The following is a 26,158-nucleotide window of genomic DNA, read 5'->3' on the forward strand; positions in this document are numbered from 1 at the left end:
GTCTATTGAAGTACTCGCGATACCACAGGCATCGGTGCTTCCGTTCTCGATATCGGCTACCGTGATGCTCGCCTCTCCGTTGGCATCCAATTGGATGGTGAATGGGGCGGCACAGTTTGCAACTGGAGCAACATTATCCTCAACCGTTACTACAGTAGTACAGGTTGAACCGTTGCCATTTACATCGGTTACCGTAAGTGTTACAGTATTGGGGCCCACATTACTACAATTAAAAGAAGTAACGTCTATTGAGGTGCTTGCGATACCACAGGCATCAGTGCTACCGTTTTCAATATTTGCAACGGTAATACTTGCATCTCCATTGGCATCCAGTTGGATGGTGAATGGAGCGGCGCAATTGGCCACTGGCGCAATATTATCTTCTACAGTTACCGTAGCAGTACATGTAGCGGTATTTCCGTTTACATCAGTAACCAAAAGAGTTACGTCATTATCACCTACGTTTGAACAGTTAAAGGATAAACTGGCACTGTCTAATGTAGAGCTCACTGTAACATATAGCCTTTTCTGAGTACCTCCACAGGGATCTCCAAAGACGGCGTTAGTTGCGGGAATAGAGAAAGAGTTATTGCCTAGGGCATAACTTTCTAGAATAGCTATAGAAGTAGGTTCGTGACAAGAGCCTATAGTATAATTACCATTGCTCCCGTTAGGAGTACCGTAGCTTGCAAAATCTACAGAAGTTATCACACGGCCTGCTGGCAAGGTAATGTTAAGTGTTTGGTTCTCCCCTACCTCAGCAAAGGCTGTAATTGAGTCGGCAAACTGAAGGCTTGCAATGCCACAATTATCTATACTGCCACCGTCCACATTGGCTGGGGTTATAGTTGCGTCTCCATTTGCATCAAGCTGAACTGTTATGTTTTGGCAAACAACAACAGGAGCTAAAGTATCTTCAACGTTAACAAAAACATCAATTGTTGTTTCATTCCCCACAGCATCTGTTGCTGTTAATTGAATGGTATTACTGCCAATATTTGAACAGTCGAAAGTATCCATACTCAATGTTTGGGTTACAGCACTACAATTATCGATAGGCATTAATCCAAAATCTGCAGCTGCTATCGTTACGCTTCCTGAAGCATCAAGTTGTGCTGTGATTGTAGTATTTTCAATATTGGAAGAAGGAGAAAGATCTCCTCTTACCCACACACGATGAATCGTACTAAAGCTATTGTTTGTAAAATCATCAACTTCCCAACGATTTCCTAAACCTCTAATTCCCCAGTGTGCCTGTCCGCCTCTCCAAAAAGGGAAATTGGTCAAGGCAAAATCACCTTCATTTGAAAAGAAATCTGGAGCATTTTGCGGGATTGAAGCGTTGTGATTTGCACCTAAGGTATAGTTTGTAGGATTATTAATTCCTGAAAAACTACCATTACCGGTTTTTACATAATCTAGTACTGAAGAAAAGTCTGTAGTGAAATCAATTATATTATTTATATCTCTTGAGGTTTGCGCAAAGAAACGCACTTCCTCAAAATCTAAATCGGCAGCCAATGCATTTCCGAAGTGGCCCCAAGTAGATGAAGCCGCTTCGCTAGATCCCAAAATAGACGCCCCTAAAAGAGGAAGATCTGTATTTCTAACCTGCAAATCTGAATTGTCTCCTGCTTGATGCACATAGTTAAGGATCATTAACCAGCCGCCACCATCGGTATCGTTGTCCAATACCCCTTGAAAAGTATTTCCGTTAAAACTAAAGTAATACGTTCCAGATGCAACACTTCCAACTATCTCTGGGAGTAGGGAAGTAAAAGGATTAGCTAAAGTTCCATACCCGTAAATATCTGCAAATACAGGAGCTTCGGTATCATTTACAGTAACATCAAAACTACAGCTAGAAGTTCCATTACTATCCGTAACTTCAAAAGTATTGGTTGTGGTACCTACTGGGAAAGTTGAACCAGAAGGAAGACCTGCTGTTTGCTCAAAAGTTGCATCTATTTCTAAAATGTAACGATCATTGTGAACTTCTTGCACATCATTCCAAAGTCCTCCAGAATACATAATTACATAGTCTTCTCCACCAGAATCATTAGGTTCACCTGGCGCCCAATTGGTGTAAGTTGCTGGGGCACCATTTTGCCATTCGTAACTCCCTTCGATGGAAACATCATTTAATCCTATATAAACGTTATAAGCAGGATTCGAAGCAAAAACTACATCATTTATATAAGTATTTTCTGCTGCATCATTGATAGTTGCAACATACCCACCTTTACTAAGGGCATCAGCAAAAGCTGCCGTAGCATTCATAGGGTTATTAGACATGTAATAGGTATGTCCGTTATAGGTACCCAATTTTGTGAAGTCGCTAAACCCATTTAGCGGTGGAATTGTGGAAGAGCCGCTTGTAGCGGTTACCGTATAATTTACTATCGCGCCACAGATACCTGGGTCGTTAGAAACGGTAATGTCTCCAGGGCAAGTGATAGATGGTGCCGGATCAACCAACCAAACGTAATTTGTATTTCCAAAAGTGCAGTTATCATTAACATAAGCTGATACCCCACTACCAGCTACAGCTGGATCACTATAACCAGGTGCTCCAAGATCAAGAAAATAATCTTCAGCTACTTCTTGGCAATCAGCAACAGCATAAATTGTTGCCCATGCGGTATGGGTTATTGTTAAAGGGTCTGTGGTATTTGGGTTTGTAGAAATAGCGTAGTCTGATGGACTACCTCCAAAGATTAGAGCAGCAGCTTCCACCGCACTAATTGCTGCTGGGTTACCACCCCAACTTGGGCCGTCACTGGTTTTAAAAGAGCCAACATAGGTAGCTGCCAGTGGAGCTCTATTAGAAGACTGCGAATTAGTTATCGTCTGCCTGCTCAAGGCCTCTTGTATTTGAGCCTGTATTTCTAAGGAACCGTTTACATTATTGGGAAACTGAGCAGAAGTGTTCTGTGCAATCGCCGAAAATGTAAAGCCAAAAATAGCGCATATAATAATTACACGCTTAGTAATTTTTTTCATCGATTTGGGGTTTTGGTTAAAGGCGGCAAAAGTATAATATTATGTTAAAGGACATGTACGTAGTAGCACGTATGCGCTATTTATTTTTTTCTTATAAAACTTAAATAGCTAACCATCAGATTTAAGTACTTAAAACAAAAATGGATTGTAGTCATAATCGCACGAAATAAGACTAAAAATCAAAATTTAGAGGATGGGTAATTTACAATTTCAACAAACTAAATTGGATTATTTCCATTTAACAGGAAATAATCCAATTAATTAAATATCTTTCCCTACATTTGTTTTCCCAGCAAAAAAAAATGCATTCACAACTTTTCGCAATCATAGACGTAGAAACCACCGGGGGTGGTATTTCAGGTAATCGCATCACCGAAATTTGCATTGCCCTTTTAAAGGATGGCGAGGAAGTAGCTAAATATACCACCCTCGTAAACCCAGAGCGTGAGATTCCCCCATACATTACTGCGCTTACCGGGATTGACAATGAAATGGTAGCCGATGCCCCCCGCTTTTTTGAAGTAGCTGAAAAAATAGAAGAATTTACAAAGGACGCCATATTTGTGGCCCATAACGTAAGCTTTGACTACAATGTAATCCGAGGCGAGTTTCGACTTTTGGGGCAACATTACAACCGTAAAAAACTTTGTACCGTAAGGCTTTCACGTAAGTTGATTCCTGGATTGTTGTCTTATAGCCTGGGAAGGCTTTGTGATACTATAAACATTCCTCATGGCAACCGCCACCGTGCAGAAGGGGATGTGGATGCGACCGTGATTCTATTTCAACGATTGCTTTCGTTAGATGAAGACTTCAGCACAATCAATTCCTTTTTGAATGCACGTTCTAAACAGGCCACGCTTCCGCCTCACCTTCCTGCAGAACAGATAAACGAACTGCCCGAGGAACCCGGTATCTATCTTTTCAAAAACCAAAAGCACCAAGTAATTTATGCTGGCAAGGCGAAGAATATAAAGAAAAGGGTACTCTCCCATTTCTACGATAAAAAAACAAAGGAATACCACTTGGGACAGGAAACACATTTTATAGATTATGAACTTACCGGGAATGAATTGCTGGCCTTGTTAGTTGAATCAGAACACATACGGAAGCATTATCCAAAATTTAACCGCGCCCAGAAATGGCCAGCCACAACCTATCAAATCATCAGTTATACGAACCAGCGTGGCATTATCCAACTCGCTTTGGGAAAAACCAAGGCGTTGCACGATTCGGTGAGCACTTTTTACAATAAAACCGAAGCCATCGAAAAATTGGAAGCGCTATGCGAGGCTTTTAAACTGTGTCCGCGGTTTTGCACTTTGCAGAGCAATGTTGAAAAATGTTCGCACTACCGCATTAAAAACTGTGAAGGCATCTGCGAGGAAACTGAAACTGTTGAATCTTATAATTTAAAAGTAGAAGCGGCCATTCAAGCCTTAAAGGAAAACAAACCTACGTTTGCTATTCAGGGAAAAGGAAGAACGCAGGACGAAATTGCTTTTGCCTTGGTTGTCGAAGGGCAATATAAAGGTTTTGGTTTTTTTGACCGCAGCGAAGCCATCTGCAATATTGAGGACTACGAGCCTTTTTTAAAATTGCAGCCTGCCAGTTACCACACCCACGCTATTATACGCAGTCATCTTAAAAAGCACGGGGAGCGGAATTTGGTTTATTTTGAACCCCTCCGCCTCTCGGCATCTCCCCTTGAAAAAAGGCGAGAAGATATATTTTCGGATTGGAATATGTGATGAAGTTTGGATGCACATCCCCTTCCCAGTCTCCCCTTCGAAGGGGAGGGCGCGTTCGTTAAGACTTTTAGGGAATTTATTTTAGCGTGTAAAATCTAATAAGTGTTAGAGACCTTTTAGATTGGAAAACAATATCTCTTCGAAACTTCTGATTACCCTATCCGCTTTACTATAATCCTGATTGACAGAATGTGGGCTTTTGAAGCCTACGCAATAAATATTTGCAGCTTTGGCTGCTGCGATTCCATTAGTAGAATCTTCAATTACCATACAATAATCTGTATGCTCTCCTGCAAGTTCAGCAGCTTTTATAAAAATTTCGGGATGTGGTTTTGATGCCTTTAAATCGGCGCCACTTATTTTAGCCTTAAAATATTTATCGAGATCGAACCGCTCAAAAATACGATTGATGTTTGGCATGGATGCAGAAGACGCCAAAATCAAGGTAAGTCCGTTGGCGTGATAATCTTTTATAAGTTCGTGAACGCCATCCAAAAGCGCGAGGTCGTTATCGTTTTCAAAAAGGTATTTAAAGTGTTTTCTTTTGGTTGAAACTAGATGTTCTGGGCTTTCTGAAAGACTGAAATGTTGGCAAAGCGTTCTGCAAATAGGCAAGGTTGCCTGCCCTGTAAAGGAATCATACATTGCTTCACTCACATTGATACTTACATCTTCAAACATTTTGAAGTAGGCTTTGCGGTGCAAGGGTTCGGTGTCCACGATTACCCCATCCATATCAAAAAGTACGGCTTTTAGCATTTCTCTATTTTTTTTGCAAAGGTAGGATAGATTATTAGATTGTTGGAATATTAGATTTCTTTCCACCATTTTGAATAAAGCTGTTCATCATCTTTCAGGTAAATAACTTCTCCAATTTGCGGAGTGAGTAAAGGAATTTTTGATTCGTTAGTCAATTCGGTAATTTTGTTTAAAGGTTCATCCCAGGCGTGCAATGCCAAAGCAAACTTACTGGAATGAACAGGAAAGAGACTTTTCGTCTGTAAATCCTGCGCAGCTTGTAAAACCTCTTCAGGTAACATGTGAATGTAATGCCACGCCAAATTGTACTGTCCGTTTTCCAAAATAGCCAAATCGAATGGACCAAATTTTTCGCCGATTTCCTTAAAATGGGTGTCGTAACCACTATCGCCGCCAAGGAACAGATTGTGGCTCTCCGTTTTTAAAATAAAGGAAAGCCATAGCGTGTTGTTTCTTTTAAAACCTCTTCCTGAAAAATGACGTGCTGAAGTAGTATTCAACAAGATACCATTGTCTAGATTCAAACTTTCGTTCCAGTCCAACTCTTGAATAATTTCTGAGGTATATCCCCAGGATTCAAAATGTTCGCCCACGCCCAAGCCTGTAATTACTTGTTTCACTTTCGGTTTTAACGCTTTAATGGTTTTATAATCCAAATGATCATAATGGTCGTGTGAAATTAGCAAATAATCAATTTCGGGCAAGTCTTCAGCATCATAATCATTGCTGCCCTTGAAGGGTTTATTAGTCCGCGGAATGGGCGATGCGCTATCACTAAAAACCGGATCTATCAAAAATCGTTTGCCATTCAGTTGCAGGTAATAAGAGGAATGTCCGAACCATAGCATTAAATCGGTTTGCAAAGGCAATTCTTTTAAATTGGTTTTTACAAAGGGAATGGATCGGGGCGGTTTTATGTCTTTCGGTTTTCTGAAAAAGAAATCGAACATTACTTTTCCGAAGTTATACCCTTCAGCCATTTGGGGGGTGTGGTTTATATTTTGAAAGGTACCGTTGTGGAAGTTGGGCGAATTTTGAATGCGCTGCAAACGTTTTCCCGATGGTTTTCTTCCCAATTGTGGGTATATCATTTAATGTCTTTATTAATCTGTGATAAAAGTTCAAAAGAACGCAAACGCGCTACTTGGTCATAAATATGAGCTACGGCAATAATTTCGTTTATCCGCGTTTCGGCCACAAATTTTGTTAGCTTTTCACGTACTGTTTCTTTACTGCCCACAAAAGTGTATTGCATCATTTGCGAAATATGCGCTTCTTCCATTGGATTCCAAAGCTCCTCCATGCTTTTAACAGGTGGCTGAAGAGGCTGGCGTGTGTTCCGAATCACATTCAGCATAAAGAGTTTCATGCTCGTTGCCAAATATTCGGCTTCTTCGTCCGTATCTGCAATAACTACATTTACACAAGCCATGGCATAAGGCTCGTCCAATTGCTTTGATGGCTCAAAATGTGAATGGTACAAACGCAGGGCATCGTGCAAATGGGTTGGCGCAAAATGGCTGGCAAAGGCATAGGGTAAACCCAATGTACCTGCAAGTTGTGCGCTATACGTACTCGAGCCCAAAAGATACAATGGCACTTCGAGCCCTTCCCCTGGAATTGCCCTTACGGGACTGTGGGTATTGGTTTTTGAAAAATATTTTTCAAGTTCCTGTATATCCTCGGGGAAATCGTTTACGCTTTCCACACGTTCGCGTCGTAAAGCTCGTGCCGTTTGCTGGTCTGTTCCAGGGGCTCGACCAAGGCCTAAATCTATTCGGTTTGGATAGAGCGTGGCGAGTGTTCCGAATTGTTCGGCCACTACCAAGGGGGCGTGATTGGGCAACATTACTCCGCCAGAACCTACGCGAATGGTTTTTGTTCCCTGTGCCACATAGCCAATAAGCAGTGGGGTAGCAGAACTAACAAGACTTTCGGCATTGTGATGCTCGGAAATCCAAAAGCGTTTGTATCCCAGTTTTTCCGCATGTTGCGCCAAAGCAAGGCTATTTTCCATGGCAGTTTTATGTGTGCTTCCTTGAATTACTGGAACCAAATCTAAGACTGAAAAAGGGATGTTTTTTAATATTTCTTCTTTATTCATTTTAATATTTTGATAATCTTATTCGCCCTTGCTTCGACAAACTCAGCATGACATTTTTATTAAATTTTAGCTCTTTCGTATTGCAAGGGCCAATCGACATCTACGCCTAATTCGTGGGCTGCGTGTAATGGAAAATAAGGCTGTCTTAGGCTTTCGCGCGCATAGAGAATCAAGTCAGCTTTCCCTTCTTTTAGGATTTCTTCAGATTGTGCTGCAGTTGTAATTTGCCCTACGGCTCCCGTTAAAATGTGCGCTTCTTTTTTAATCTGTGCCGCAAATGGAACCTGATAGCCGGGCTCGCTTGGAATGGTTGCATGTGGAACATTGCCGCCAGAGGAAGTATCAATTAAATCAACACCCAACTCTTTCAGTTTAACTGAAAGTTTTACGGAATCTTCAATTGTCCAGCCACCTTCGGTCCAATCTGTAGCAGAAATTCTCACAAAAAGTGGTTTTTCATCGGACCACTCTTTTCGGACAACTTTTGTTACTTCCAATAAAAAACGAATTCTATTTTCAAAACTTCCGCCGTATTCATCACTCCGTTTATTTGCCAATGGCGAATAGAATTGATGGAACAAATAGCCATGGGCAGCGTGGATTTCAACTACATCATAACCTGCCTTTTCTGCACGACGCGTGGCTTCAGCATAATCGATTTTTACTTTTTCAATTCCTTCAGCATCCAAAGCCACTGGAATTGGTTCACCTTCGCGAAAAGGCAATGCCGAAGCAGAAACAGTTTGCCATCCATTTTCAAGTTCGGGTGCAATTTTCCGAGCTCCGTCTTTTGGCAATTGATAACTTGCTTTTCTGCCAGCGTGGGCAAGTTGAATTCCTATTAAAGCATTTTGGGAATGGACAAAATCTACGATTTGTTTTGACTTTTCGATGTGTTCATCTTTCCAAAGTCCCATATCGCCGTGAGTTATTCTCCCTTCTGGAGAAACGGCGGTCGCTTCCTGAATTATCAATGCCGAACCACCAACAGCACGGCTTCCTAGGTGCACGAGATGAAAATCGTTCGCAAAGCCGTCTTCGCTGCTATACATGCACATAGGCGAAACGACCATTCGGTTTTTGAAGGTTTTGGTTTTTATTTTTAGAGGGGAAAAGAGTAAGTTCATTATTTTTTTTATTGCTATTATTTATTATACGATAGTTATTATATGCTGCCTCTAAGGGACATTATTTTTGGTTAGTACCTTACCGATATTTTGTTCCGATGGGGCGATGCCGTGTGTATTTCTCTTAAACAAATTTTAAAAATCCATAAAATCTTCTTCTATTTATATAATCGAAATTGTTTTCATTTTGATATGCTTCCCGCTCAAAGGAAATATTTCTGTATGCTTTATGGCGATTTCCATAGTGAAGCCATCGACCCAAAAACTCAACAGCATACCAGAGATAGAAAAAAGCAACCAACAATTCTACTTGTTGGCGAAGGTGAATTTTCTCGTGGTTCAAAAAAACTGCATCCTCTTTTAAAGAATGATGTTTCAAAACCACAAAGGGCCATAAGGTCATTCCGTTGAAATTTTTACGGAGAAGTTTTGGGCTTACGAGAAGAATCAAACGTTTATTGTTTCAAAAATTGACGCAACACATATTGAAGAATTCCTTCATTTTGGTAATATGCCACCTCTATGGGAGAATCCAGTCTTGCAATAACTTTAAATTCAATTTCCTTGCCATCTTCTTTTTTGGCAGTCACAGTTACTTTTTTTGAAGGAGTTAAATCGTTTTCAATTCCTGTGATGCTGAAAAACTCTTTCCCTGTAAGTCCGTGGAAATTAGCACTTTCACTTTCCAAATATTGCATTGGCAGAACGCCCATCATAATCAGGTTGCTTCTGTGAATACGCTCGTAGCTTTCTGCCAAAACGGCTTTAATGCCCAGCAGAATAGTTCCCTTGGCAGCCCAATCTCGGGAGGAGCCACTTCCGTATTCTTTGCCAGTAAGCACAATGAGTGGGGTTTTGTCTTTAATGTATTTTTCAGAGGCTTCAAAAACTGTCATTTCTTCCCCAGAAGGAAGATAAGTGGTGTAACCACCTTCTGTATTTGCCAATTGGTTTTTGATTCGCACATTGGCAAAAGTACCGCGCACCATAACCTCATCGTTCCCGCGTCGAGAACCGTAACTGTTGAAGTTTTTCTTTTCCACTCCTCGTGAAATCAAATATTTTCCGGCAGCGGAATCCTCGGAAAAAGCTCCGGCTGGCGAAATATGATCTGTAGTTATACTATCGCCCAAAACCAAAAGCGCACGCGCACCTTCTATGTTTTTCAACGGTTTCGGATCATCGGAAAGATTGTGAAAAAATGGAACTTCTTTTATATAGGTGGAATCGTCTTCCCATTGATACAATTTATCATCTGGCACTTCAAGATTTCTCCATATTTCGTTACCGTCAAATATTTCGTCATAATTCTTTTTGAAATCCTTTGGCGTCAATACGTTTTTCATCACCTCGTGAATTTCATCATCTGTAGGCCAAATATCTTTTAAATAGACTGGCTTACCGTTGCGGTCGCAACTCAATGGTTCGGTGGTAAGATCAATATCTACCCTTCCGGCAATCGCAAAAGCCACCACCAACATTGGCGACATCAAAAAGTTCATTTTTACCTGTGGATGGATACGAGCCTCAAAGTTACGGTTCCCCGAAAGCACGGAAGTCACTATTAAATCGTGTTCGTCCACCGCTTTGGAAATCTCTGGTGGTAAAGGCCCAGAGTTGCCAATACAGGAAGTACATCCATAGCCCACTAAATGGAACTGAAGTGCCTCGAGATCTTTAAGCAGATCTGCTTTTTCAAGATAATCTGTAACTACTTTTGAACCTGGAGCCAAGGATGTTTTTACCCAAGGTTTTACGTCGATGCCGTGTTCCCGAGCTTTTTTGGCTACCAGTCCCGCTCCAATCATCACGAATGGGTTAGAGGTATTTGTACAGGAGGTTATGGCGGCAATAGCTACCGCGCCATCGGAAAGCATATATTTTTCATTGCCGTGTGAAATCCAAACGGTTTTGAGACCATCTTTAATTTTAGTCTCAATTTCTACATCTGGGGAAGGTTCGACCGTCTGTTTTACAGGTTGGCTTCCACCCTCTTCTTTCCAACGAGTAATGGCCTCTTCCCTTTCGGAATGTTTTATGTATTTTCTACCGAAGGAAGTATGTTCCAATTCAATAAATTTATCTTTCAAATCAGTAAGAAGAATTTTATCCTGAGGGCGTTTGGGTCCTGCAACACTAGGTTTTACGGTAGAAATATCCAGTTCCAAAATATCTGTGTAGTTTATTTCGTCTTCATCTTGTCGCCATAGCAAGTTCGCTTTGCAGTAATCTTCAACCAGTTGGATCTGCTCTTCACTCCGGTTACTGCTACGCATATATTCCAAAGTTTTGTGGTCTATTGGGAAATAGGTAATGGTGCAGCCAAACTCGGGCGACATATTACCAATAGTAGCTCTGTCTGGGACCGAAAGATGATCTACTCCTGGGCCGAAAACCTCAACAAATTTACCAACCACACCGTATTTGCGAAGCATATTGGCGATGGTAAGTACCAAGTCAGTTGCGGTGGAACCCACAGGAAGTTTTCCTGTTAGTTTTAGTCCGATCACTTCGGGACTTATGAAATAGATGGGTTGGCCCAGGATTGCGGCTTCGGCCTCTATACCCCCAACACCCCAAGCTACTACGCCAATTCCGTTTACCATTGGCGTGTGGCTATCTGTTCCTACGAGCGTGTCTGGAAAAGCCATTCCATCCCTCGCAATTACGCCTTTGGAAAAGTATTCTAAGTTAACTTGATGACAAATGCCCATTCCGGGTGGCACCACGCTGAAATTATCAAACGATTTCTGCGCCCATTTCAAAAAAGTGTAACGTTCTCTGTTGCGTTTGTATTCTTCTTCCATGTTTTGTTGATAGGCATACTGTGCGGCAAAATAATCTACCTGTACGCTATGGTCTATCACCAAATCTACTGGAATCAATGGATTTATTTTGGAAGCATCCCCTCCTTTTCGTGCCATTTCGGCTCTTAGGGAGGCTATGTCCACAACCGCTGGAACACCCGTAAAATCCTGCATCAAAACCCGGGCAGGTTTGAAAGCAATATCGTCATCGCTTTGTTTTGGGGTCCAATTTAGTATGGTTTCCAAATGGTCTTTTGTAACAGAAAAATCGTCGTAATTGCGAAGTGCGTTTTCGAGAAGAATTCGAATTGAAAAAGGCATCTTTTTTATGTTGTGTCCTTGCTTTTCCAGTTCGGGAAGGCTATAGTAAGTAAGTTTTTCTTTGGAAGTTTCGAGTGTTTTTTTGAGGTTGAAAATATCTTGTTGCATGACGATTTAAATTTGAACATAAATTTACTCAATAATTATGGTGCTGAAGCACAACAACTTTGGTTTAACAGCCTGTTAACAGCTTTATGGAAATTATGCTATTTCCAAAATGTAGAAAATGCAATGAAGGGTATTATAAATTCATTCAGAAAAGAGAACTTCCCAATTAAATATGGCTAATAGATACTTGTTTGCAATTTTTAATTAAATTAGCCGTCATTAATAAAAAATCAACCGCATTGAAAAATGCAACTGTCTTTTTTCTACTCTTAGTTTTTGGCTTCAATCTTGGAGGTGCCTATATTATTTTGAGAATTCAACAGCATCAAATAAGACGTGAAATAGTCCATCAAATAAAGCAAGGTATTTCTGAAAAGGATTTGACAAGTATTACCGTATCTTCTGAAAACGAAAATCAACTTATTTGGAAGGATCACGAAGAATTCAGCTATAAAGGAACAATGTATGATATTGTTCGCATTGAGGTTTTGGATAACAACACAAAAGTTTATCACTGTATCTCAGACCTCAAGAAACCAAATTGATTGCAAAATACAACAAGGAGTTTAAAAAGAAACGCAAGGATAGAAACCACCGGTCTAACCCAGCAAAGACCATAAAATATGTTCAGAAAATAAACCCACTTCCCCAGAAAGATGGGTTGGCTTTTTCTCAAAAAACAATTTGCCCCAATTTTGTTTATGAGAATAATTACGCATCACTTTCGCTCGAAATATCGAGTCCTCCACCCAAGCAGGTTTTATAATTTATTTTGAAGCAACGCTGCTTCCCTTAAGAATGCATTCGGAACCATTGCGTACCGATTTGCATATTTCTCAATTATAAAACTTTTTAAAAATGACAAAACTTTATCTGTCCCTCTTGGGACTGCTTATAACTGTATCTGTGTTTGGCCAGGAAAAACTTTCTGGAAAAACATATGATGCAGCAAACAATACTCCTTTGGTTGGAGCCAAAATAGAAATGAACGGAACGGAGATTTCCAGTACAGATTCAGAAGGAAATTTTTCTGTGCCTTGTTCTGGAAACCAAACCCTAACCGTAAGCTATATTGGTTACGAAACCTCTGTTGTTAAAGTCAAAAACTGTTCAGACCCCCTAAATATTTCATTAAGAACCTCCGTTAATGCATTAGATGAAGTGCAACTTAGCGGCACGCTGGACAACAATAAAAAAGTGCTTGAAAAACCACTTTCCGTAATCCATCTTGAAAAAAAAGAACTGAACCGTGGCACAGGGCTTTATTTACAGGACGCCATAAACGCAAACGTTCCCGGGGTAACCATGAACCGAAGGGCGGTTTCTTCAGGGCAACAGTTCAACATACGCGGTTATGGAAATGGTGTGGGCTTTAGAGGCGCTACTAACAACTTTGATGGGCAAGGCTACAAAGTATACTACAACAACATTCCGCTTACCGATGCGGAAGGCATCACGATGCTTGATGATATTGATTTTGGTTCTGTCAGTAGTGTAGATGTTATTAAAGGGCCAGCAGGTTCACTATATGGTTTTGCCATTGCTGGAGTTGTGAATTTAACCACTATTCGTCCCGAAAAAGGGCAATCTTCCCTTAGCGAAAAAGTAACCGTTGGAAGCTATGGTTTGGCGCGTTTCACTACTCAATTGCAAATGGGTCTTGAAAAATCATCGGTTTTATTGAACTACGGCCATCAAATTTCTGATGGGTATTTAGACCATAATGCTTCTCGAAAAGATTTCTTAAACGCTGTTTTGGATTTCCACCCAAGTGAAAAACAAACCGTAAGTACCTATTTCGGTTTTAGCAATAGTTACGACGAACGCGGCGGCGAGCTTACCATTGGCCAATACGACACTTTGGATTACAGCGGAAATGCACGTTACATAAAAAACAACGCACACAGCGAAGTGATTAGCTTTCGTACAGGTTTAAGCCATAAATACGATTTTACCAAATGGCTATCAAACACAACAACAGTCTATGGTTCTGGATTAAACACAAACGCAAGTTCTGCTGGTGGTTGGACAGACAAAGACCCAATAAATTACGGAACACGAATTACTTTTGACCTTAATTTTGATTTAAGCGAAGATTTCAGTCTTTCGGGAGTTGCCGGACTTGAATTTCAGGAGCAACGCTCGCAATCCATTAGCTATGGAATGATTGAAAATCCGAACGATCCAGAAGGTTATAATATCATTGGCGCTTTGCGGAGCAATCAATATTCAAAATCGAAAAACAATTCGATTTTTACAGAATGGATCTTGAAAATGCCTTATGATATTTCCTTTACTGCAGGTGTTGGAAAAAGTTCTATGAACCTTGATTTGAAAGACCGGGCATTTGACCCTACAAGTGGTAAGCCGCAAGTAGTTTCAGCAAATTATGAAGATTTGTTTTCGCCACATTTTGCGGTGAACAAAATTTTTAACGATATGGTTTCTGTATATGCTTCCTACAGCAAAGGGTACAAAGCTCCAGTGAGTGGGAATGTGATTATTGGAGCGACAGGCGAATTGAATACCGGTCTTGAACCAGAAGAAGGAAACCTGTTTGAAATTGGTTCAAAAGGAAACTTAATGAGCAACAAATTGCATTATGAATTGGCTCTGTTTCAAGCTAAATTCAAAAATAAATTCACGTCCGTAGCTGTGCCAGCGGGAGATGGCACTACCCTTTATTCCTATATAGCCAACGGCGGCGAATTGAACAATAAAGGCGTAGAAGCTTTGGTAAAATATACGGCTTATGAATCTGCAACTGGTTTCTTTGGCAATGTGAGTCCTTACTTAAATGTTGCGTATTCAGACTTTAAATATGATAATTTTCAATATCAAAGAATCGTTGACGGCAATGCAGTAACAGAAGATTACAGCGGAAACGACGTGGCTGGGGTAGCTCCTTGGGTAATAAATGCAGGGATAGATTTCAATACAAACTTAGGCCTTTATGGTACGGTTAACTATGCATATCACGATCCTGTTCCTTTTACATCAGATGGCTTGAACGTAGCAGACAGCTATAGTTTATTGAATGCAAAACTAGGTTATAGAATGAGTTTTGGCCACTTTGACCTTGATGCCTATGCAGGCGCAGATAACATCATTGGCGAGAAATATTACATCATGCTTTTCTTGAACCAACTGGATGACGCCTACATTCCAGCGCCTTTGGATGCCGTTTTTTATGGCGGACTTAATTTGAAATACAACTTTTAATAACGATTGTTTAGTGTTGAATTTGTTCAAAAGAGTACAGTTGAAAATATTTTCAGCTGTACTTGCTTGGGCAATATTTTTAAAACATAAAAATTATGCGAAGAACATTTATAATACTTTTGGCGGCTTTCAGTCTTTCCTCTTGCGGAAGGTTTGGTAATGAAGACAAAAAGAAAGACCACGAGGAGCGCATCGTATGCATTTCAAAACAATACAGTGAGATAATTTATGCGCTTGGCGCGGAAGAGGATATAGTTGCGTTAGATGTTTCCAGCACCTATCCTCCCGAAATAAAAGATTTGCCAACAATTGGCTATCATCGCGCCCTTGCGGTAGAACCAATTCTTTCAATGAAACCAACCTTAATTCTGGAAGACAATAACATTGGTCCCGAACACGTGGTTACACAACTGAAAGATTTAAAAATACCGATGAAACAATTCGGGCAATATGAAAATACCATTTCAGGAACTGATTCTTTGATTCGCGAAATGGGCAGCTATTTTCACAAAGAAGAAAAAGCCGAAGAGCTCACCAAAAAACTGAATGCCGACATGAATTATGCAAAACAACAAGCCCTTTGGTATGAAAAGAAACCGAAGGTATTGGTAATTCATTTTGGGCAGGCAAACAATATTTATTTGGTAATGACCAAAAACAGCACTGCTGGAAAACTGATTGATTGGGCAGGTGGCGAAATGGCCGTTGATGGCGAGCGCGGTATGACACAATTTTCTCCTGAAGTTGTTGCACAGAGCGACCCAGATGTAATTCTGCTGACCGATTTTGGATATGATCGTTTAGGCTCAACTGAAGAAGTGGGAACGCTTCCAGGAATCTCCAGCACCAGAGCTTTTAAAGAAGGAAAAGTGTTCCGTGTGGAAGAGCACGATATGGTTTATTTAGGACCAAGAACGGGTGAAAATATTATTGAACTGCAAAAATTGTTACACGGTAGTGAGTAGTGAGTAGTGAGTAGTGAGTAGTGAGTAAAATTACTATTTGTAACACTTCGCCTGCACTTTAAGTAGGTTGAATATTTAAAATTGATGAAGAATAATAGGTATAAAGGAACATTTCCAATTTTACTACTTCTTTTAGTAGTAATTACTTTCTTCTCCATTAGGTATGGGGCGGTTTCTATTTCTATGGAAGAAATAATTTCTTCATTGAAAAAATTCTTTACCGCCCCCGATTCAATGAACCTCACCGAACGTATTTTTATGGAAATACGTTTGCCGCGGGCTATCCTCTGCATTTTTGTAGGTGCAAGTTTAGCAGTTGGCGGAACTTTATTACAAGCACTTTTTCGAAATCCTATTGTTGAACCCGGACTCATCGGCACTTCCTGCGGGGCGGCTTTTGGAGCAGCTTTGTATTTCACTTTGGGCGCAACATTTGGATTTAGTGTAGGCAAATGGACACTTCCATTGGCAGCTTGTTTAGGTGCAATGTTATCTACTGGAATGGTTTTCTTTCTTTCGCAATCTCGCAATAACGGTAAAAGCTCCATTGTGGCACTATTACTTACAGGCATTGCAATAAACGCCTTGTTTTTAAGCGGTGTTGGCTTTTTAAGTTATATAGCCCGCGACCCACAGGCACGGTCAATCGTTTTTTGGAATCTCGGAACTTTAAGTGGTGCAAACTGGACTTCCGTTTTAATAGTTGGAATTTCAACAGTGGGCACCATCTTAATTTCCCTTCGCTACGCAAAACATTTAAACGCGCTAATGATTGGCGAAGAAGAAGCCCAATTTCTCGGCGTAAATATCAAAAGACTAAAGTGGAAAATATTGCTCATTAATGTGATTATGGTTGCAGTTGCAACGGCATTTGTAGGTGTGATCAGTTTTGTGGGATTGATTGTGCCACATCTTTTACGCATTATTAATGGAAGTGATAATCGTTTTCTAATTCGGAATAGCGCCTTACTCGGTGGAATACTTTTGTGTGTTGCAGATTTAATTTCAAGAATGGTATTGCGGCCGGCGGAACTACCCATCGGTATTGTAACTTCGATAGTTGGGGTTCCTATTTTTATCTTTTTGCTGCAACGGAAAAATTATTTCTTTTGAAAATGATAGAGACAAAGAACATAACCTATCGAATTGGAAACAAAACCATTCTCAAAGACATTTCCGTATGCTTTGAAGCTGGTAAAATAAACCTCATCCTTGGGCCAAATGGCGCTGGAAAGTCCACACTTGTAAAGGTTATTTGCAATCAATTAAAGCCACAGAAAGGAAGTGTTTTTTATGAAGGGATTGATATCCGAAATACTTCAGTAGGTGAACTGGCAAAAGTACGCGCCGTGCTATCACAAAACACCGAACTCGCTTTTCCATTAAAAGTAAAAGAAGTGGTAACGATGGGCCGCTACCCACATTTCTCTGTAAATCCAACCTCAAAAGACGACCAAGCAGTAAGGGAAGCGATGGAATTCTTTGATGTATCTGAAATGGCAGATCGAGATTACTTAACGTTAAGTGGCGGTGAAAAACAACGGGTTCACTTTGCGCGCGTGGTTTCACAAATTTGGTATCCTTCGGAAAATGGTTGCAGGTATTTGGTTTTGGACGAACCCCTCACCTTTTTGGATGTGCATTACCAATTTCAGTTTATGCACAAGCTGCGAGAACTTTTAAAACAAAAAGACCTAGTGATTGTTGGTGTGGTTCACGACCTCAACCTCGCGGCTATGTTTGCAGACCATTTAATCTTGCTGAACAATGGCGAACTTCTGGCGTCAGGAAGCAAAGAAGAAGTGCTTAATGCAGAAAACATGAAAACTGCGTATCGGTTAGAGCCTGTAATTCATAATGATGAGCGGGGAATGTATTTGTTTTTTGAATAAAAAAAGCCCCCGAGTCACAACATCCCAGAAGCTTTTTCCCTCACATTTATAAACCTAAAACTATTTCTTCACTATCTTTTTAGTTGTAGTTCCATTTTCAGTTTCTAGCTGAAGTATATACATTCCTTTGGCAAGATTTTCAATATTTATCTCGTCATTTGCAAATACAGAACCTGTATCTCGTCCAAGCATATCAAATAACTTCACATTTTTAAGTAGAAGTCTTTGTGGGTTTTCAATATTAATTTTGTTCGATGCGGGATTTGGATAAACCTTAAACGAATCTAAATTAACATCTGCCACTCCAAGAGTTTGATCTGCAATTACAAACAAACTATATTGTCTAGAACTCCCATCTCCAAGTAATGTTAAAGCTCCAGTAGTAACATTTACAGTATAAAATGCACTACGTATAAGTCCATTACTATTTGTTAAAACTGCATACATTGTATTTGTGCTTTTATCTATAGAAAAACCTTGGCCTACAGGATAAAAACCATTTGGGTTCATATTTCCTACCACAGTGCCTACACCTGTATTTATATCAATAGTGTACAGATTACCATTGTTAGCATCTGCTGCATACACAACACCATTATTGTCAATTTCCATTGCCACGCCGTTGCCAATTCCAGTACCAGTACCAATTTCTGTTAATTGACCTGTAGTAACATTTAAAGAATAGAACTGGGTTCCAGTGGAATTATTCGGGTCATGGCTTAAGGCATAGAAAGTATCATTTGTAACATTATAGCTCAATTGCGATAAAAATTCAGGAGCATGCACACCCGTGATGGTTGCGGCATAATTTACCGCTCCTGTAGAAAGATCCACAGTTCCCAAAATATAATCTGGATTTTGATACACTACGGTATAAAGTGTTCCTGAAGCATTAAAATCGCCCCCCAACATCGTGAATGCATTATTGGTGATTACATTCGGAATGGGGTAATAAGGCCCCGCAAGTGGAATAGTGCCAAATTGACCTGGGTTAGTAAAATACTCCATAACATAAACATCGGTCGCGGCATTTCCGAAATCCTGTGAATGGGCAGTGTTTGCAATAAAAAAGCAATAAAAAAGAAGAGTAATTTTTTTCATGTTTAAAATTTTTTAAAGGATTATACCCACATATCGAAGAAGTCTTAAAAAGGTCATCAAGGTTTGGAAAGAAATTTTGTAGTTTTAATAACTTCAATGAAACACAAGTATGGATAAATTCACAAGCTTCTTAAAAAAAATGGTACAATCAGCACTGTATTTATAATAGCAATCGTTTATGTTGGCATCAACTTCATTTTAAGAGAGGGAATGGGAATCATTGAAATTATAATTTCAATATTGACCATTTCATTTATTGTTTGGGGCTTTAACCTTCAGTTCTGGAAAAGTAAAAGGAAAATTGACAGAGAAGAATGAATTTATAAATTAAAAAACAATGCTTTCAACATTTAAATATTCACTCACGATCCTCTCCATCGCCCTATGGCTCGCTTGTAAAAATTCCACCGAGAATAAAACAATCTCTTCACAAAAAAACAACCAAATAACGTGCACAGATATCACTTGCCAAGAAACCTACACCGGCCCTGAATTCACAAACGGTTCAGATGTAGCGCACCAATTCTCAAACAAAATGTCCGAGAAAGTTGGCGAGCAATTAAAGCAACTCTACAACGAAGAAAAATATTCAAAAGTAGATTTCCAAAACATCAAAATGAGTACAAAAGGTATGGGTTCTGGGATGGTTGAATATTCGCTTTACATTCCCTTTAAATCTGTGGAGGAACCTTGCAAAGCATATACCTCTTTTGACCACGTGGGCGGCTGGAACCACACCCCAGCACTGGCATCAAGAAAAGCCCAACTTACCACACTTCTTTTGGAAGGCGAAAGTCTTGAGATAAGCGAATTAAAAACAACCCCCGAAGGTTTGCAAGAATATTGGATACAGTGGAAAAGCAAAGAACTACAATCTGATTGTATTCAAAAATAGATTAAAACCATTTTCTTAGCTTTACACAATTACACCCTATTTTAAAGTGAAAAGAAAAAACTTAAACGGCATCCCCAACTCCATTAGCCAACAATATTTCAGCACTCTTTTTTATTATGGAAAAGGATATATGGCAGATTGGATATGGAACGCTGCCACAGAAAAAGGTATAAACGAATTGACTATAGACATTATAAACTATAAAATCCACCCCAAAGAATTACAAATAAAACCCCTTGTCATTTTTCTTCCCAAACTAAAAGAAACGATAAAGAAAACATTGGAAATAGAAGGGTTCCTCCCGAATTTATAAAAGACGCAAAATTTTACATTAAATTATTTGAAGAAGAAAACCGCTTGCGCTGCACCTCCATACTCACAGATTCAGAAAACAAAAAATACATAGGAAAGGAATATACAGAATACCCCTATGACAATAATTTTAAAGTATTTAAATCCCGTTCAGAAAACGAAATGGACTGGGCGAATGAAGCCGACAATGCTCTAAACACCTCAGAATGGTTTGGAGCTATACTCAGGTATGGCTTCTATTTTGGCAAACGCAAGTTCAACACCTTTTACAACCAAAAACAACTTAAGAAAAATGCCCTAGTAGGCTATTTGTTTCAACTAATTTTGATTGTTCTTTTCTTTTATGCTCTCTATCAATATTCTCGTCATTATTAAAAAGTATAACTTCACCCATAGAAAGGTGTTCTCAAAAAGAGGAAGGGTGTTACTTTAAAATATTTTTTTCCGCCAATTCCACCAGCTTGGCAAGCGTCCGGTAGTTACGTGTAGTAGCGGCAACCTTCAGTTTTTTCTCAAAGAAGTTGTTATTCAACTTCGCATTGCCATATCCATTCCCAAAATAGATATAAACACATTCTGGGCTTAGTACAAATTCTTCATTCGGATAACTAATTTCGCTTACTGCTTTCATAAATTCTTCTTTGGGTGGCGAGGCAAGCAGCATAAAGTATGCTTCAACTTTCTTTTCTTCCTTGAAAGGGCAATCCGTTAAAATTATAGCAATCTCGTTGACGGTTTTCACAAGCACCGGTAACTCCCAGCCAAACCGATTTTCAATTTCTTTTGAGATTTTACCCGAAAGATCCTCACCTTCCTCAGCATCAAAAACCACATTTCCACTTTGTATATAAGTAACCACATCTTGAAACCCCAAATCCTCAAAAAGAAGTTTAAGATCCGCCATTTTCAGTTTCTTATGTCCGCCAACGTTAATGCCGCGAAGTAGAGCGATGTGGGTTTGCATTTTAATAGTTTTGGCTTTGGTGTAAAACTCTCCAAATTTTTATTTCATCATTCTTTATTTCGAAATGCAAAGTAAAATTGAAATGTTCTAAAGCAACAATACGCACAGAATCGTACCGAATCTGAAATGCTTCTGGCATCAATTTAATAACTTCTAATGTATTAAAGATATCATCTAAGAACAAATCTCCCTTTTGAGCAAGATCATATTGGCATTTCGCCGTATAAATATCACGCTTGGCATCCTCCGAAAAGAATGTTTTATCTGCCATAGCTCTTTTTTATTTCTTCAGAGCTATACCATTTTAGTTTCCCTTCTGCATCACGTTTCTTTAATACATCTATCATAGCCTTATATTCCTCACTTGGTTCAGCCAAACGTAAAGCGGTTTCTTCCAAAGACCATTCAATAAAATTTTTAAGAGAGCGTTTGTTCAACTTGGCTTGGCCTTCTAAAATAGCAATCGTTTTATCATCCAGCTCGATCAATTTTTTTGTCTTTCCCATTATATATAGATTGTATATATCAAATATATATAATGAGCCATTAAAAATCAATAAAACAGTTACAAATTTTGCGAAACAATATACCCACCCGTCCACGCATTCTGGAAGTTAAAGCCGCCAGTAATGGCATCTATATTGAGTACTTCCCCAGCAAAAAATAAGTTTTGGCAGATTTTGCTTTCAAAGGTTTTGAAGTTTACTTCTTTTAAATCAACGCCTCCAGCCGTAACAAATTCTTCCTTAAAAGTACTTTTTCCGGTCACTTCAAAAATACCCGCCGTCAATTGATTGGCTATATTTTGAAGATTTTCTCGTGTTGCATCGGCCCAAGTGAGCCGCTCATCAATTCCCGAAGCTTTTACAATACTCTGCCAAAGTCGTTTCGGCAATTCAAACTGAGCATACTTAAAAATGGTCTGCTTCCCCTGCAATGCTTTCAAATCTTTTAAAGTGTCCAAAGCATCTTCTTCAGAAAGCGTATTCAGCCAATTCACTTCAATGTTGAAATGGTATTTTAAAGGCTCCAAAACCCGTGCACCCCAAGCAGAAAGTTTTAAAATAGCGGGGCCGCTCATTCCCCAATGGGTAATCAATAACGGTCCGTTGCTTTCAAGCATTGCTTTCCCTTTTGCATCTAAAACTTTTACGGAAGCGTCAGTGCTTAACCCAGGTAAATCTAAAATCCGCCCGTCCTTGATATTAAATGTGAAAAGCGAAGGTACGGCTGGCACGACAGTATGTCCCAAACCTTCCAGCAATTGCCAAATTTTTGGGTTGCTACCCGTAGCAACCACAATTTTTGCAGTGGAGAAAGTATCAGTGGTTGTATTTATTATGAAGTGATCCGCATCTTTTTGAATTGTCTTTACAGACTGATTGAGAAGAACTTCTACCCCAAATCGTTTAACTTCGGAGAGAAAGCAATTAATAATTGTTTGCGAAGAATCCGAAACCGGAAACATTCTTCCATCTTCCTCAATTTTCATCGCTACACCTCTTTTTTCAAACCATTCAATGGTATCGCCCGTCATAAAAGTGTGGAAAGGCCCTAAAAGTTCTTTTTCGCCTCGCGGATAGTTTTGGGTCAATTCTTTTGGAAGAAATTCGGCGTGGGTCACATTGCAACGTCCGCCACCGGAAACTTTTACTTTGGTGAGTACTTCCTTTCCGCGTTCGAGTATAATTATTTTAAGGTCCGGATTCTTTTCCGCAGCGTTGATTGCCGTAAAAAATCCCGCAGCGCCGCCACCAATTATTATGACATCGGCTTGTTTCAAGCCAATACTTTTTCTTCCGCAAAACTTTTGCAGAGGGCTATTGTTTCTTTAACGTCATCAAGCGTGGTTCGTGGATTTATCAAACACATTCTTAAAACCACTTGTTTGTTAAGCACGGTGGTTACAAGCAAAGCTTGTTTGGAATCGACGACATTTCGTGAAATTCTTTGGTTCAAGGCATCCAGTTCTTTTTCGGAAAGTTTGTTTCCAATGGGGTTATATCGAAAATTGATTACCGCCAAAGTAGCCGGGGAAATGATTTCCCAATTGGAGCTTTTCCGAAGAAAACTTTCTGTGGCTTCGGCCAATTTCACGTTATATGAAATAGCTTTTCGGAATTCGCCCATTCCAAATGTTTTTACAGACATATAAAACTTCAAAGCACGGAAACGTCGCGTAAGTTCAATACCGTGATCGTAAAAGTTTATTTCAGAAGTATTGCCTTCAATATCGCGCAGATATTCAGGTTTTTCAGTGAAAGTTCCTTTCAACCATTTGTGGTTTTTTATTAAAAGACAACCGATTTCATAAGGCTGAAAAAACCATTTGTGCGGATCAATAGTTAGTGAATCTGCTTTTTCAATTCCTTTTAAAAGTTGTTTTCCGTCTTCGGAAAGAATTGCAAATCCGCCGTAAGCACCGTCAATGTGAAACCAAATTTCTTCCTTTTTACAGATTTTCGCGATATCGGAAAGGGGATCAACCGTTCCCGTATTTGTTGTTCCGGCAGTTGCAATCAAACAAAACGGCTGTAAACCTTCCAACCGGTCTTTTGCAATAGCGTTCTTTAATTTATTGAGTGAAAATTTAAACTCGCCATCGGTTGGAATAATTCGAATCTGTTCTTTTCTGAAACCGAGAACGTGAATAGCTTTTATATTTGAAGAATGCGCTTGGTCTGAAAGATAGATCACAGCTTTGCTGAAGTCCTCTCCACATTTTACTGCACGTGCAGTTACCAAAGCAGTTAGATTCGCCATAGAACCGCCACTTGTAAAAATTCCACCGCCTTTTTTCTGTGGAAAACCGAACATTTTCAATAGCCAATTCATAGTAACTATTTCTATTTCAGCAGCAGCCGGAGAAGCCGCCCAACCACCAGAAAATATATTGAACCCAGAGGCCAAACTATCTGCCATTGCACTAATATAATTGCTGGGGCCGGGTACAAAAGAATACGATTTTGGATGGGAAACAATGTTGCTTTTGGTCATCACTTCATCCAAAACAAAATTCAAAACTTTTCGAGGGTCACTTGGTTTTTCGGGAGCATCTTCAAGAAACGAATCTTCCATTTCTTCCCGCGATCCGGAAACTACCGGTAGTTTTTCATTCTGCGTGGCAAAGTGCTCAACAATAGCGTCAACCACTTCGTATCCGTAGGTTTTCATTTCCTCTTTGCTCAACTCCAATGTTGCCTTATTCTGAATTTTCACGTGTTTGTTTTTTGAATTTTTTGAAAGTGCAAAATTACGGTTTTAACAAAGGACTTGCTGTCTTTCCTTCAATTAAAAATGCCTTGAACATTTTCAAGGCATTTTTAAAAAGTTGTTTGATTGAACGGACAGTGTTATTATTCAACGATCATTTTCTTTGTAACAGTTTGCGCATCTTTACTGAAATTCACAAAATACAAACCCGAAGTAAGTTTTATTGGCAATGTGTTTTGTCCTTCCGAAATGATTTCTGAAGAAATTAAACTGCCCTGAATTCCATAAATTTCAACTTTTTCAAATGAAAATATGTTGTTGAAATTGATTTCATTTTTCACAGGGTTTGGGTAAAAACTGAAGTTTTCAACTGTATTATCTGAAATGCCTAAGATGCTACATAGAAATGGATCAAAAGTCACTTCGCCCAAAGTTGGATCGTCCACACTATGAAAAATAACGTCTTCAACTTGCTGCTGGGTACTCTGTTGCCCCTCAATCCAGCAGTTATTTTTAGCTGAAATTGTATTGGCCGTATTATTGTAAAGTGCATAAACTTGTCCACCGTTTCCGTTTTCTGAAAATACATTTCCGCCAGGATTGCTTGTATCATCACCAAGATTTACTGAGGCCGAACCTTGCATCGTAATTCCCCAAAGGTTTCTGCGTATTTCGTTTCCGGAAACAACAACAGCATTACTTGCCGTTGAACTGTTTAGGTTGATACCACTTCCACCAAGGTTAGGATCACCCTGAATATTATTATCTTCAATGATATTATTCGTAATTTCTGCCGAATCGTTTATACCAAGCATTGTAATTCCGTAGCGGTTGCCGCGAATGGTATTATTATCTATTATCACATTCACATTACCGCCCACAAAATTGGCAATGGCAATACCACCGGCCTGATCCAAAGAAGGATCCCCTATAATGGTATTTTGAATAATTTGTAATGGCTCATTAGCCAAGGTTGTGCCCAAATTTATTTGGGGACGGTTGCTATTGGATTGGTTATTCCCCTCAATTGTATTATTAAAAATATATGCCGACACTGCAGAATTTGCAGCAGAGCCAATGGCAGGATTTTCGTTTAACGTAATTGTATTATTCGTAATTTGAGGTAAACCACGCGAAAGTTGAATAACCGCACTAGTAGTAGCACCAGAAACATTATTAGTTATAGTACAATTATCAATTGAAAAAGTTTCGGTCAACACCCGAAGTCCGCCACCGTATTCAATGGTTGCATTATTGATGTCAATTTCTGAAAACTCTTCAAAACGGAAGCCTTCATATGGTGTGTTCACATCTAATGCCGTAATTGTTACCGCGTTGGAATCTACCGTAAATGCTCCAAAAACAGTAATCAATTTAGCAGCATCAATGGAAAGTGTTATATCTGAATCAATAACAACCGCATCATTTTCCGCAATGGTTAAATTACCCAAAAGCGTATAATCACTTCCAGATATAGTAATGGTTGTTGGGCTTGCCGCTGCAATATCGGCCAGCGTCCAAGTTACACCTGTGTTTGGGGTGGTGTAATCCTGCGCAATAGCAAGTGCGCAAGTTAAAAGAGTTAAAAAAGTAGTAAGGATAATTTTTTTCATT

The 26,158-nt window shown here is 39.5% G+C and carries 23 protein-coding genes; 9 read left to right on the forward strand and 14 right to left on the reverse strand.

The genetic code is table 11. The features are described 5' to 3' along the window. Positions 1–3,003, reverse strand: a 3,003-nt coding sequence (locus ESU54_RS15825; RefSeq protein ID WP_146848147.1) for a lectin-like protein, incomplete at its 3' end; no start/stop codon positions are given. Between the two features lie 302 nt (positions 3,004–3,305). On the opposite strand from ESU54_RS15825, the gene ESU54_RS15830 reads away from it, so the two are divergent. Further along, positions 3,306–4,754, forward strand: a complete 1,449-nt coding sequence (locus ESU54_RS15830) for an exonuclease domain-containing protein (RefSeq protein WP_111845531.1) — start codon at positions 3,306–3,308, stop codon at positions 4,752–4,754. A gap of 105 nt (positions 4,755–4,859) precedes the next feature. On the opposite strand, the gene ESU54_RS15835 is transcribed toward ESU54_RS15830, so the two are convergent. The 6 genes from ESU54_RS15835 to acnA all read right to left on the reverse strand — a co-directional run bounded on the left by ESU54_RS15835 (position 4,860) and on the right by acnA (position 11,980). Continuing rightward, positions 4,860–5,513, reverse strand: a complete 654-nt coding sequence (locus ESU54_RS15835) for an HAD family hydrolase (RefSeq protein WP_111845533.1) — start codon at positions 5,511–5,513, stop codon at positions 4,860–4,862. A 50-nt stretch (positions 5,514–5,563) separates the two neighbouring features. Beyond that, complete coding sequence (locus ESU54_RS15840; protein WP_111845530.1) at positions 5,564–6,604, reverse strand: MBL fold metallo-hydrolase; 1,041 nt, start codon at positions 6,602–6,604, stop codon at positions 5,564–5,566. After that, entirely contained in the window at positions 6,601–7,617 is a 1,017-nt protein-coding gene (locus ESU54_RS15845; RefSeq protein ID WP_111845529.1) for an LLM class flavin-dependent oxidoreductase, read from the reverse strand. The genes ESU54_RS15840 and ESU54_RS15845 overlap by 4 nt, the downstream gene beginning before the upstream one ends. 59 nt (positions 7,618–7,676) lie before the next feature. Beyond that, positions 7,677–8,744 (reverse strand): NADH:flavin oxidoreductase/NADH oxidase, encoded by a 1,068-nt coding sequence (locus ESU54_RS15850; protein WP_111845528.1) that lies wholly within the window; start codon positions 8,742–8,744, stop codon positions 7,677–7,679. 124 nt (positions 8,745–8,868) lie between these two features. After that, positions 8,869–9,147 (reverse strand): hypothetical protein, encoded by a 279-nt coding sequence (locus ESU54_RS15855; protein ID WP_394348879.1) that lies wholly within the window; start codon positions 9,145–9,147, stop codon positions 8,869–8,871. 52 nt (positions 9,148–9,199) lie between these two features. Beyond that, on the reverse strand, positions 9,200–11,980 hold the full coding sequence (acnA, locus tag ESU54_RS15860; protein WP_111845526.1) for an aconitate hydratase AcnA: 2,781 nt from the start codon (positions 11,978–11,980) through the stop codon (positions 9,200–9,202). Between the two features lie 239 nt (positions 11,981–12,219). On the opposite strand from acnA, the gene ESU54_RS15865 reads away from it, so the two are divergent. From ESU54_RS15865 to ESU54_RS15885, 5 genes are all read left to right on the forward strand, one after another. Beyond that, complete coding sequence (locus tag ESU54_RS15865; protein WP_146744031.1) at positions 12,220–12,525, forward strand: hypothetical protein; 306 nt, start codon at positions 12,220–12,222, stop codon at positions 12,523–12,525. 313 nt (positions 12,526–12,838) lie between these two features. Beyond that, positions 12,839–15,202 (forward strand): TonB-dependent receptor, encoded by a 2,364-nt coding sequence (locus ESU54_RS15870; protein ID WP_111845522.1) that lies wholly within the window; start codon positions 12,839–12,841, stop codon positions 15,200–15,202. A gap of 95 nt (positions 15,203–15,297) precedes the next feature. Beyond that, positions 15,298–16,167 (forward strand): heme/hemin ABC transporter substrate-binding protein, encoded by an 870-nt coding sequence (locus tag ESU54_RS15875; RefSeq protein WP_111845521.1) that lies wholly within the window; start codon positions 15,298–15,300, stop codon positions 16,165–16,167. Positions 16,168–16,251: 84 nt separating this feature from the next. Further along, complete coding sequence (locus tag ESU54_RS15880; RefSeq protein WP_111845520.1) at positions 16,252–17,280, forward strand: FecCD family ABC transporter permease; 1,029 nt, start codon at positions 16,252–16,254, stop codon at positions 17,278–17,280. A gap of 2 nt (positions 17,281–17,282) precedes the next feature. Then, the gene (locus tag ESU54_RS15885; protein WP_111845519.1) at positions 17,283–18,059 is read left to right on the forward strand and encodes a heme ABC transporter ATP-binding protein; all 777 of its coding nucleotides are present in this window, start codon (positions 17,283–17,285) and stop codon (positions 18,057–18,059) included. 60 nt (positions 18,060–18,119) lie between these two features. Here the strand turns inward: ESU54_RS15885 and ESU54_RS15890 are convergent, their stop codons facing one another. After that, positions 18,120–19,160, reverse strand: coding sequence for a T9SS type A sorting domain-containing protein (locus tag ESU54_RS15890; RefSeq protein WP_146848148.1), 1,041 nt, complete (start codon positions 19,158–19,160; stop codon positions 18,120–18,122). A 337-nt stretch (positions 19,161–19,497) separates the two neighbouring features. Between ESU54_RS15890 and ESU54_RS15895 the strand changes: the two genes are divergently transcribed. The 3 genes from ESU54_RS15895 to ESU54_RS15905 are packed head-to-tail and all read left to right on the forward strand — an operon-like array spanning position 19,498 to position 20,742. Further along, positions 19,498–20,055, forward strand: a complete 558-nt coding sequence (locus tag ESU54_RS15895; RefSeq protein WP_111845517.1) for a hypothetical protein — start codon at positions 19,498–19,500, stop codon at positions 20,053–20,055. Between the two features lie 46 nt (positions 20,056–20,101). Next, positions 20,102–20,368: a hypothetical protein gene (locus tag ESU54_RS15900; protein WP_111845516.1), complete on the forward strand. Its 267-nt coding sequence runs from the start codon at positions 20,102–20,104 to the stop codon at positions 20,366–20,368. A gap of 44 nt (positions 20,369–20,412) precedes the next feature. Further along, positions 20,413–20,742, forward strand: a complete 330-nt coding sequence (locus ESU54_RS15905; protein ID WP_111845515.1) for a hypothetical protein — start codon at positions 20,413–20,415, stop codon at positions 20,740–20,742. A 49-nt stretch (positions 20,743–20,791) separates the two neighbouring features. Here ESU54_RS15905 and ESU54_RS15910 read toward each other — a convergent pair whose 3' ends face one another. The 6 genes from ESU54_RS15910 to ESU54_RS15935 form a co-directional block, all read right to left on the reverse strand. Next, positions 20,792–21,331 (reverse strand): DUF1697 domain-containing protein, encoded by a 540-nt coding sequence (locus tag ESU54_RS15910; protein ID WP_111845514.1) that lies wholly within the window; start codon positions 21,329–21,331, stop codon positions 20,792–20,794. Between the two features lies 1 nt (position 21,332). Continuing rightward, complete coding sequence (locus ESU54_RS15915; protein ID WP_111845513.1) at positions 21,333–21,602, reverse strand: type II toxin-antitoxin system RelE/ParE family toxin; 270 nt, start codon at positions 21,600–21,602, stop codon at positions 21,333–21,335. Then, entirely contained in the window at positions 21,592–21,837 is a 246-nt protein-coding gene (locus ESU54_RS15920) for a hypothetical protein (protein ID WP_111845512.1), read from the reverse strand. Before ESU54_RS15920 ends, ESU54_RS15915 begins: the two co-directional genes overlap by 11 nt. 59 nt (positions 21,838–21,896) lie before the next feature. Then, on the reverse strand, positions 21,897–23,114 hold the full coding sequence (locus tag ESU54_RS15925; RefSeq protein WP_111845511.1) for a BaiN/RdsA family NAD(P)/FAD-dependent oxidoreductase: 1,218 nt from the start codon (positions 23,112–23,114) through the stop codon (positions 21,897–21,899). Further along, positions 23,111–24,505 carry a pyridoxal phosphate-dependent decarboxylase family protein gene (locus tag ESU54_RS15930; protein WP_170253299.1) on the reverse strand — a complete coding sequence of 465 codons (1,395 nt, stop codon included), beginning with the start codon at positions 24,503–24,505 and terminating at the stop codon, positions 23,111–23,113. The genes ESU54_RS15925 and ESU54_RS15930 overlap by 4 nt, the downstream gene beginning before the upstream one ends. 182 nt (positions 24,506–24,687) lie before the next feature. Next, positions 24,688–26,157 carry a T9SS type A sorting domain-containing protein gene (locus ESU54_RS15935; RefSeq protein ID WP_111845509.1) on the reverse strand — a complete coding sequence of 490 codons (1,470 nt, stop codon included), beginning with the start codon at positions 26,155–26,157 and terminating at the stop codon, positions 24,688–24,690. Between the last annotated feature and the right edge of the window lies 1 nt (position 26,158).

The organism is Aequorivita antarctica (genome assembly GCF_007997155.1).
GTDB classification, from domain to species: Bacteria; Bacteroidota; Bacteroidia; order Flavobacteriales; family Flavobacteriaceae; genus Aequorivita; species Aequorivita antarctica.

Bases quoted from the DNA above. Each gene is read 5' to 3' on its own strand.
- ESU54_RS15920 (WP_111845512.1), bottom strand. From the start codon at position 21,837: ATGGGAAAGACAAAAAAATTGATCGAGCTGGATGATAAAACGATTGCT.
- ESU54_RS15875 (WP_111845521.1), top strand. From the start codon at position 15,298: ATGCGAAGAACATTTATAATACTTTTGGCGGCTTTCAGTCTTTCCTCT.
- ESU54_RS15910 (WP_111845514.1), bottom strand. From the start codon at position 21,331: ATGCAAACCCACATCGCTCTACTTCGCGGCATTAACGTTGGCGGACAT.
- ESU54_RS15835 (WP_111845533.1), bottom strand. From the start codon at position 5,513: ATGCTAAAAGCCGTACTTTTTGATATGGATGGGGTAATCGTGGACACC.
- ESU54_RS15845 (WP_111845529.1), bottom strand. From the start codon at position 7,617: ATGAATAAAGAAGAAATATTAAAAAACATCCCTTTTTCAGTCTTAGAT.
- ESU54_RS15935 (WP_111845509.1), bottom strand. From the start codon at position 26,157: ATGAAAAAAATTATCCTTACTACTTTTTTAACTCTTTTAACTTGCGCA.
- acnA (WP_111845526.1), bottom strand. From the start codon at position 11,980: ATGCAACAAGATATTTTCAACCTCAAAAAAACACTCGAAACTTCCAAA.
- ESU54_RS15830 (WP_111845531.1), top strand. From the start codon at position 3,306: ATGCATTCACAACTTTTCGCAATCATAGACGTAGAAACCACCGGGGGT.
- ESU54_RS15890 (WP_146848148.1), bottom strand. From the start codon at position 19,160: ATGAAAAAAATTACTCTTCTTTTTTATTGCTTTTTTATTGCAAACACT.
- ESU54_RS15880 (WP_111845520.1), top strand. From the start codon at position 16,252: ATGAAGAATAATAGGTATAAAGGAACATTTCCAATTTTACTACTTCTT.
- ESU54_RS15855 (WP_394348879.1), bottom strand. From the start codon at position 9,147: ATGACCTTATGGCCCTTTGTGGTTTTGAAACATCATTCTTTAAAAGAG.
- ESU54_RS15930 (WP_170253299.1), bottom strand. From the start codon at position 24,505: ATGAAAACCTACGGATACGAAGTGGTTGACGCTATTGTTGAGCACTTT.
- ESU54_RS15850 (WP_111845528.1), bottom strand. From the start codon at position 8,744: ATGAACTTACTCTTTTCCCCTCTAAAAATAAAAACCAAAACCTTCAAA.
- ESU54_RS15915 (WP_111845513.1), bottom strand. From the start codon at position 21,602: ATGGCAGATAAAACATTCTTTTCGGAGGATGCCAAGCGTGATATTTAT.
- ESU54_RS15885 (WP_111845519.1), top strand. From the start codon at position 17,283: ATGATAGAGACAAAGAACATAACCTATCGAATTGGAAACAAAACCATT.
- ESU54_RS15870 (WP_111845522.1), top strand. From the start codon at position 12,839: ATGACAAAACTTTATCTGTCCCTCTTGGGACTGCTTATAACTGTATCT.
- ESU54_RS15840 (WP_111845530.1), bottom strand. From the start codon at position 6,604: ATGATATACCCACAATTGGGAAGAAAACCATCGGGAAAACGTTTGCAG.
- ESU54_RS15895 (WP_111845517.1), top strand. From the start codon at position 19,498: ATGCTTTCAACATTTAAATATTCACTCACGATCCTCTCCATCGCCCTA.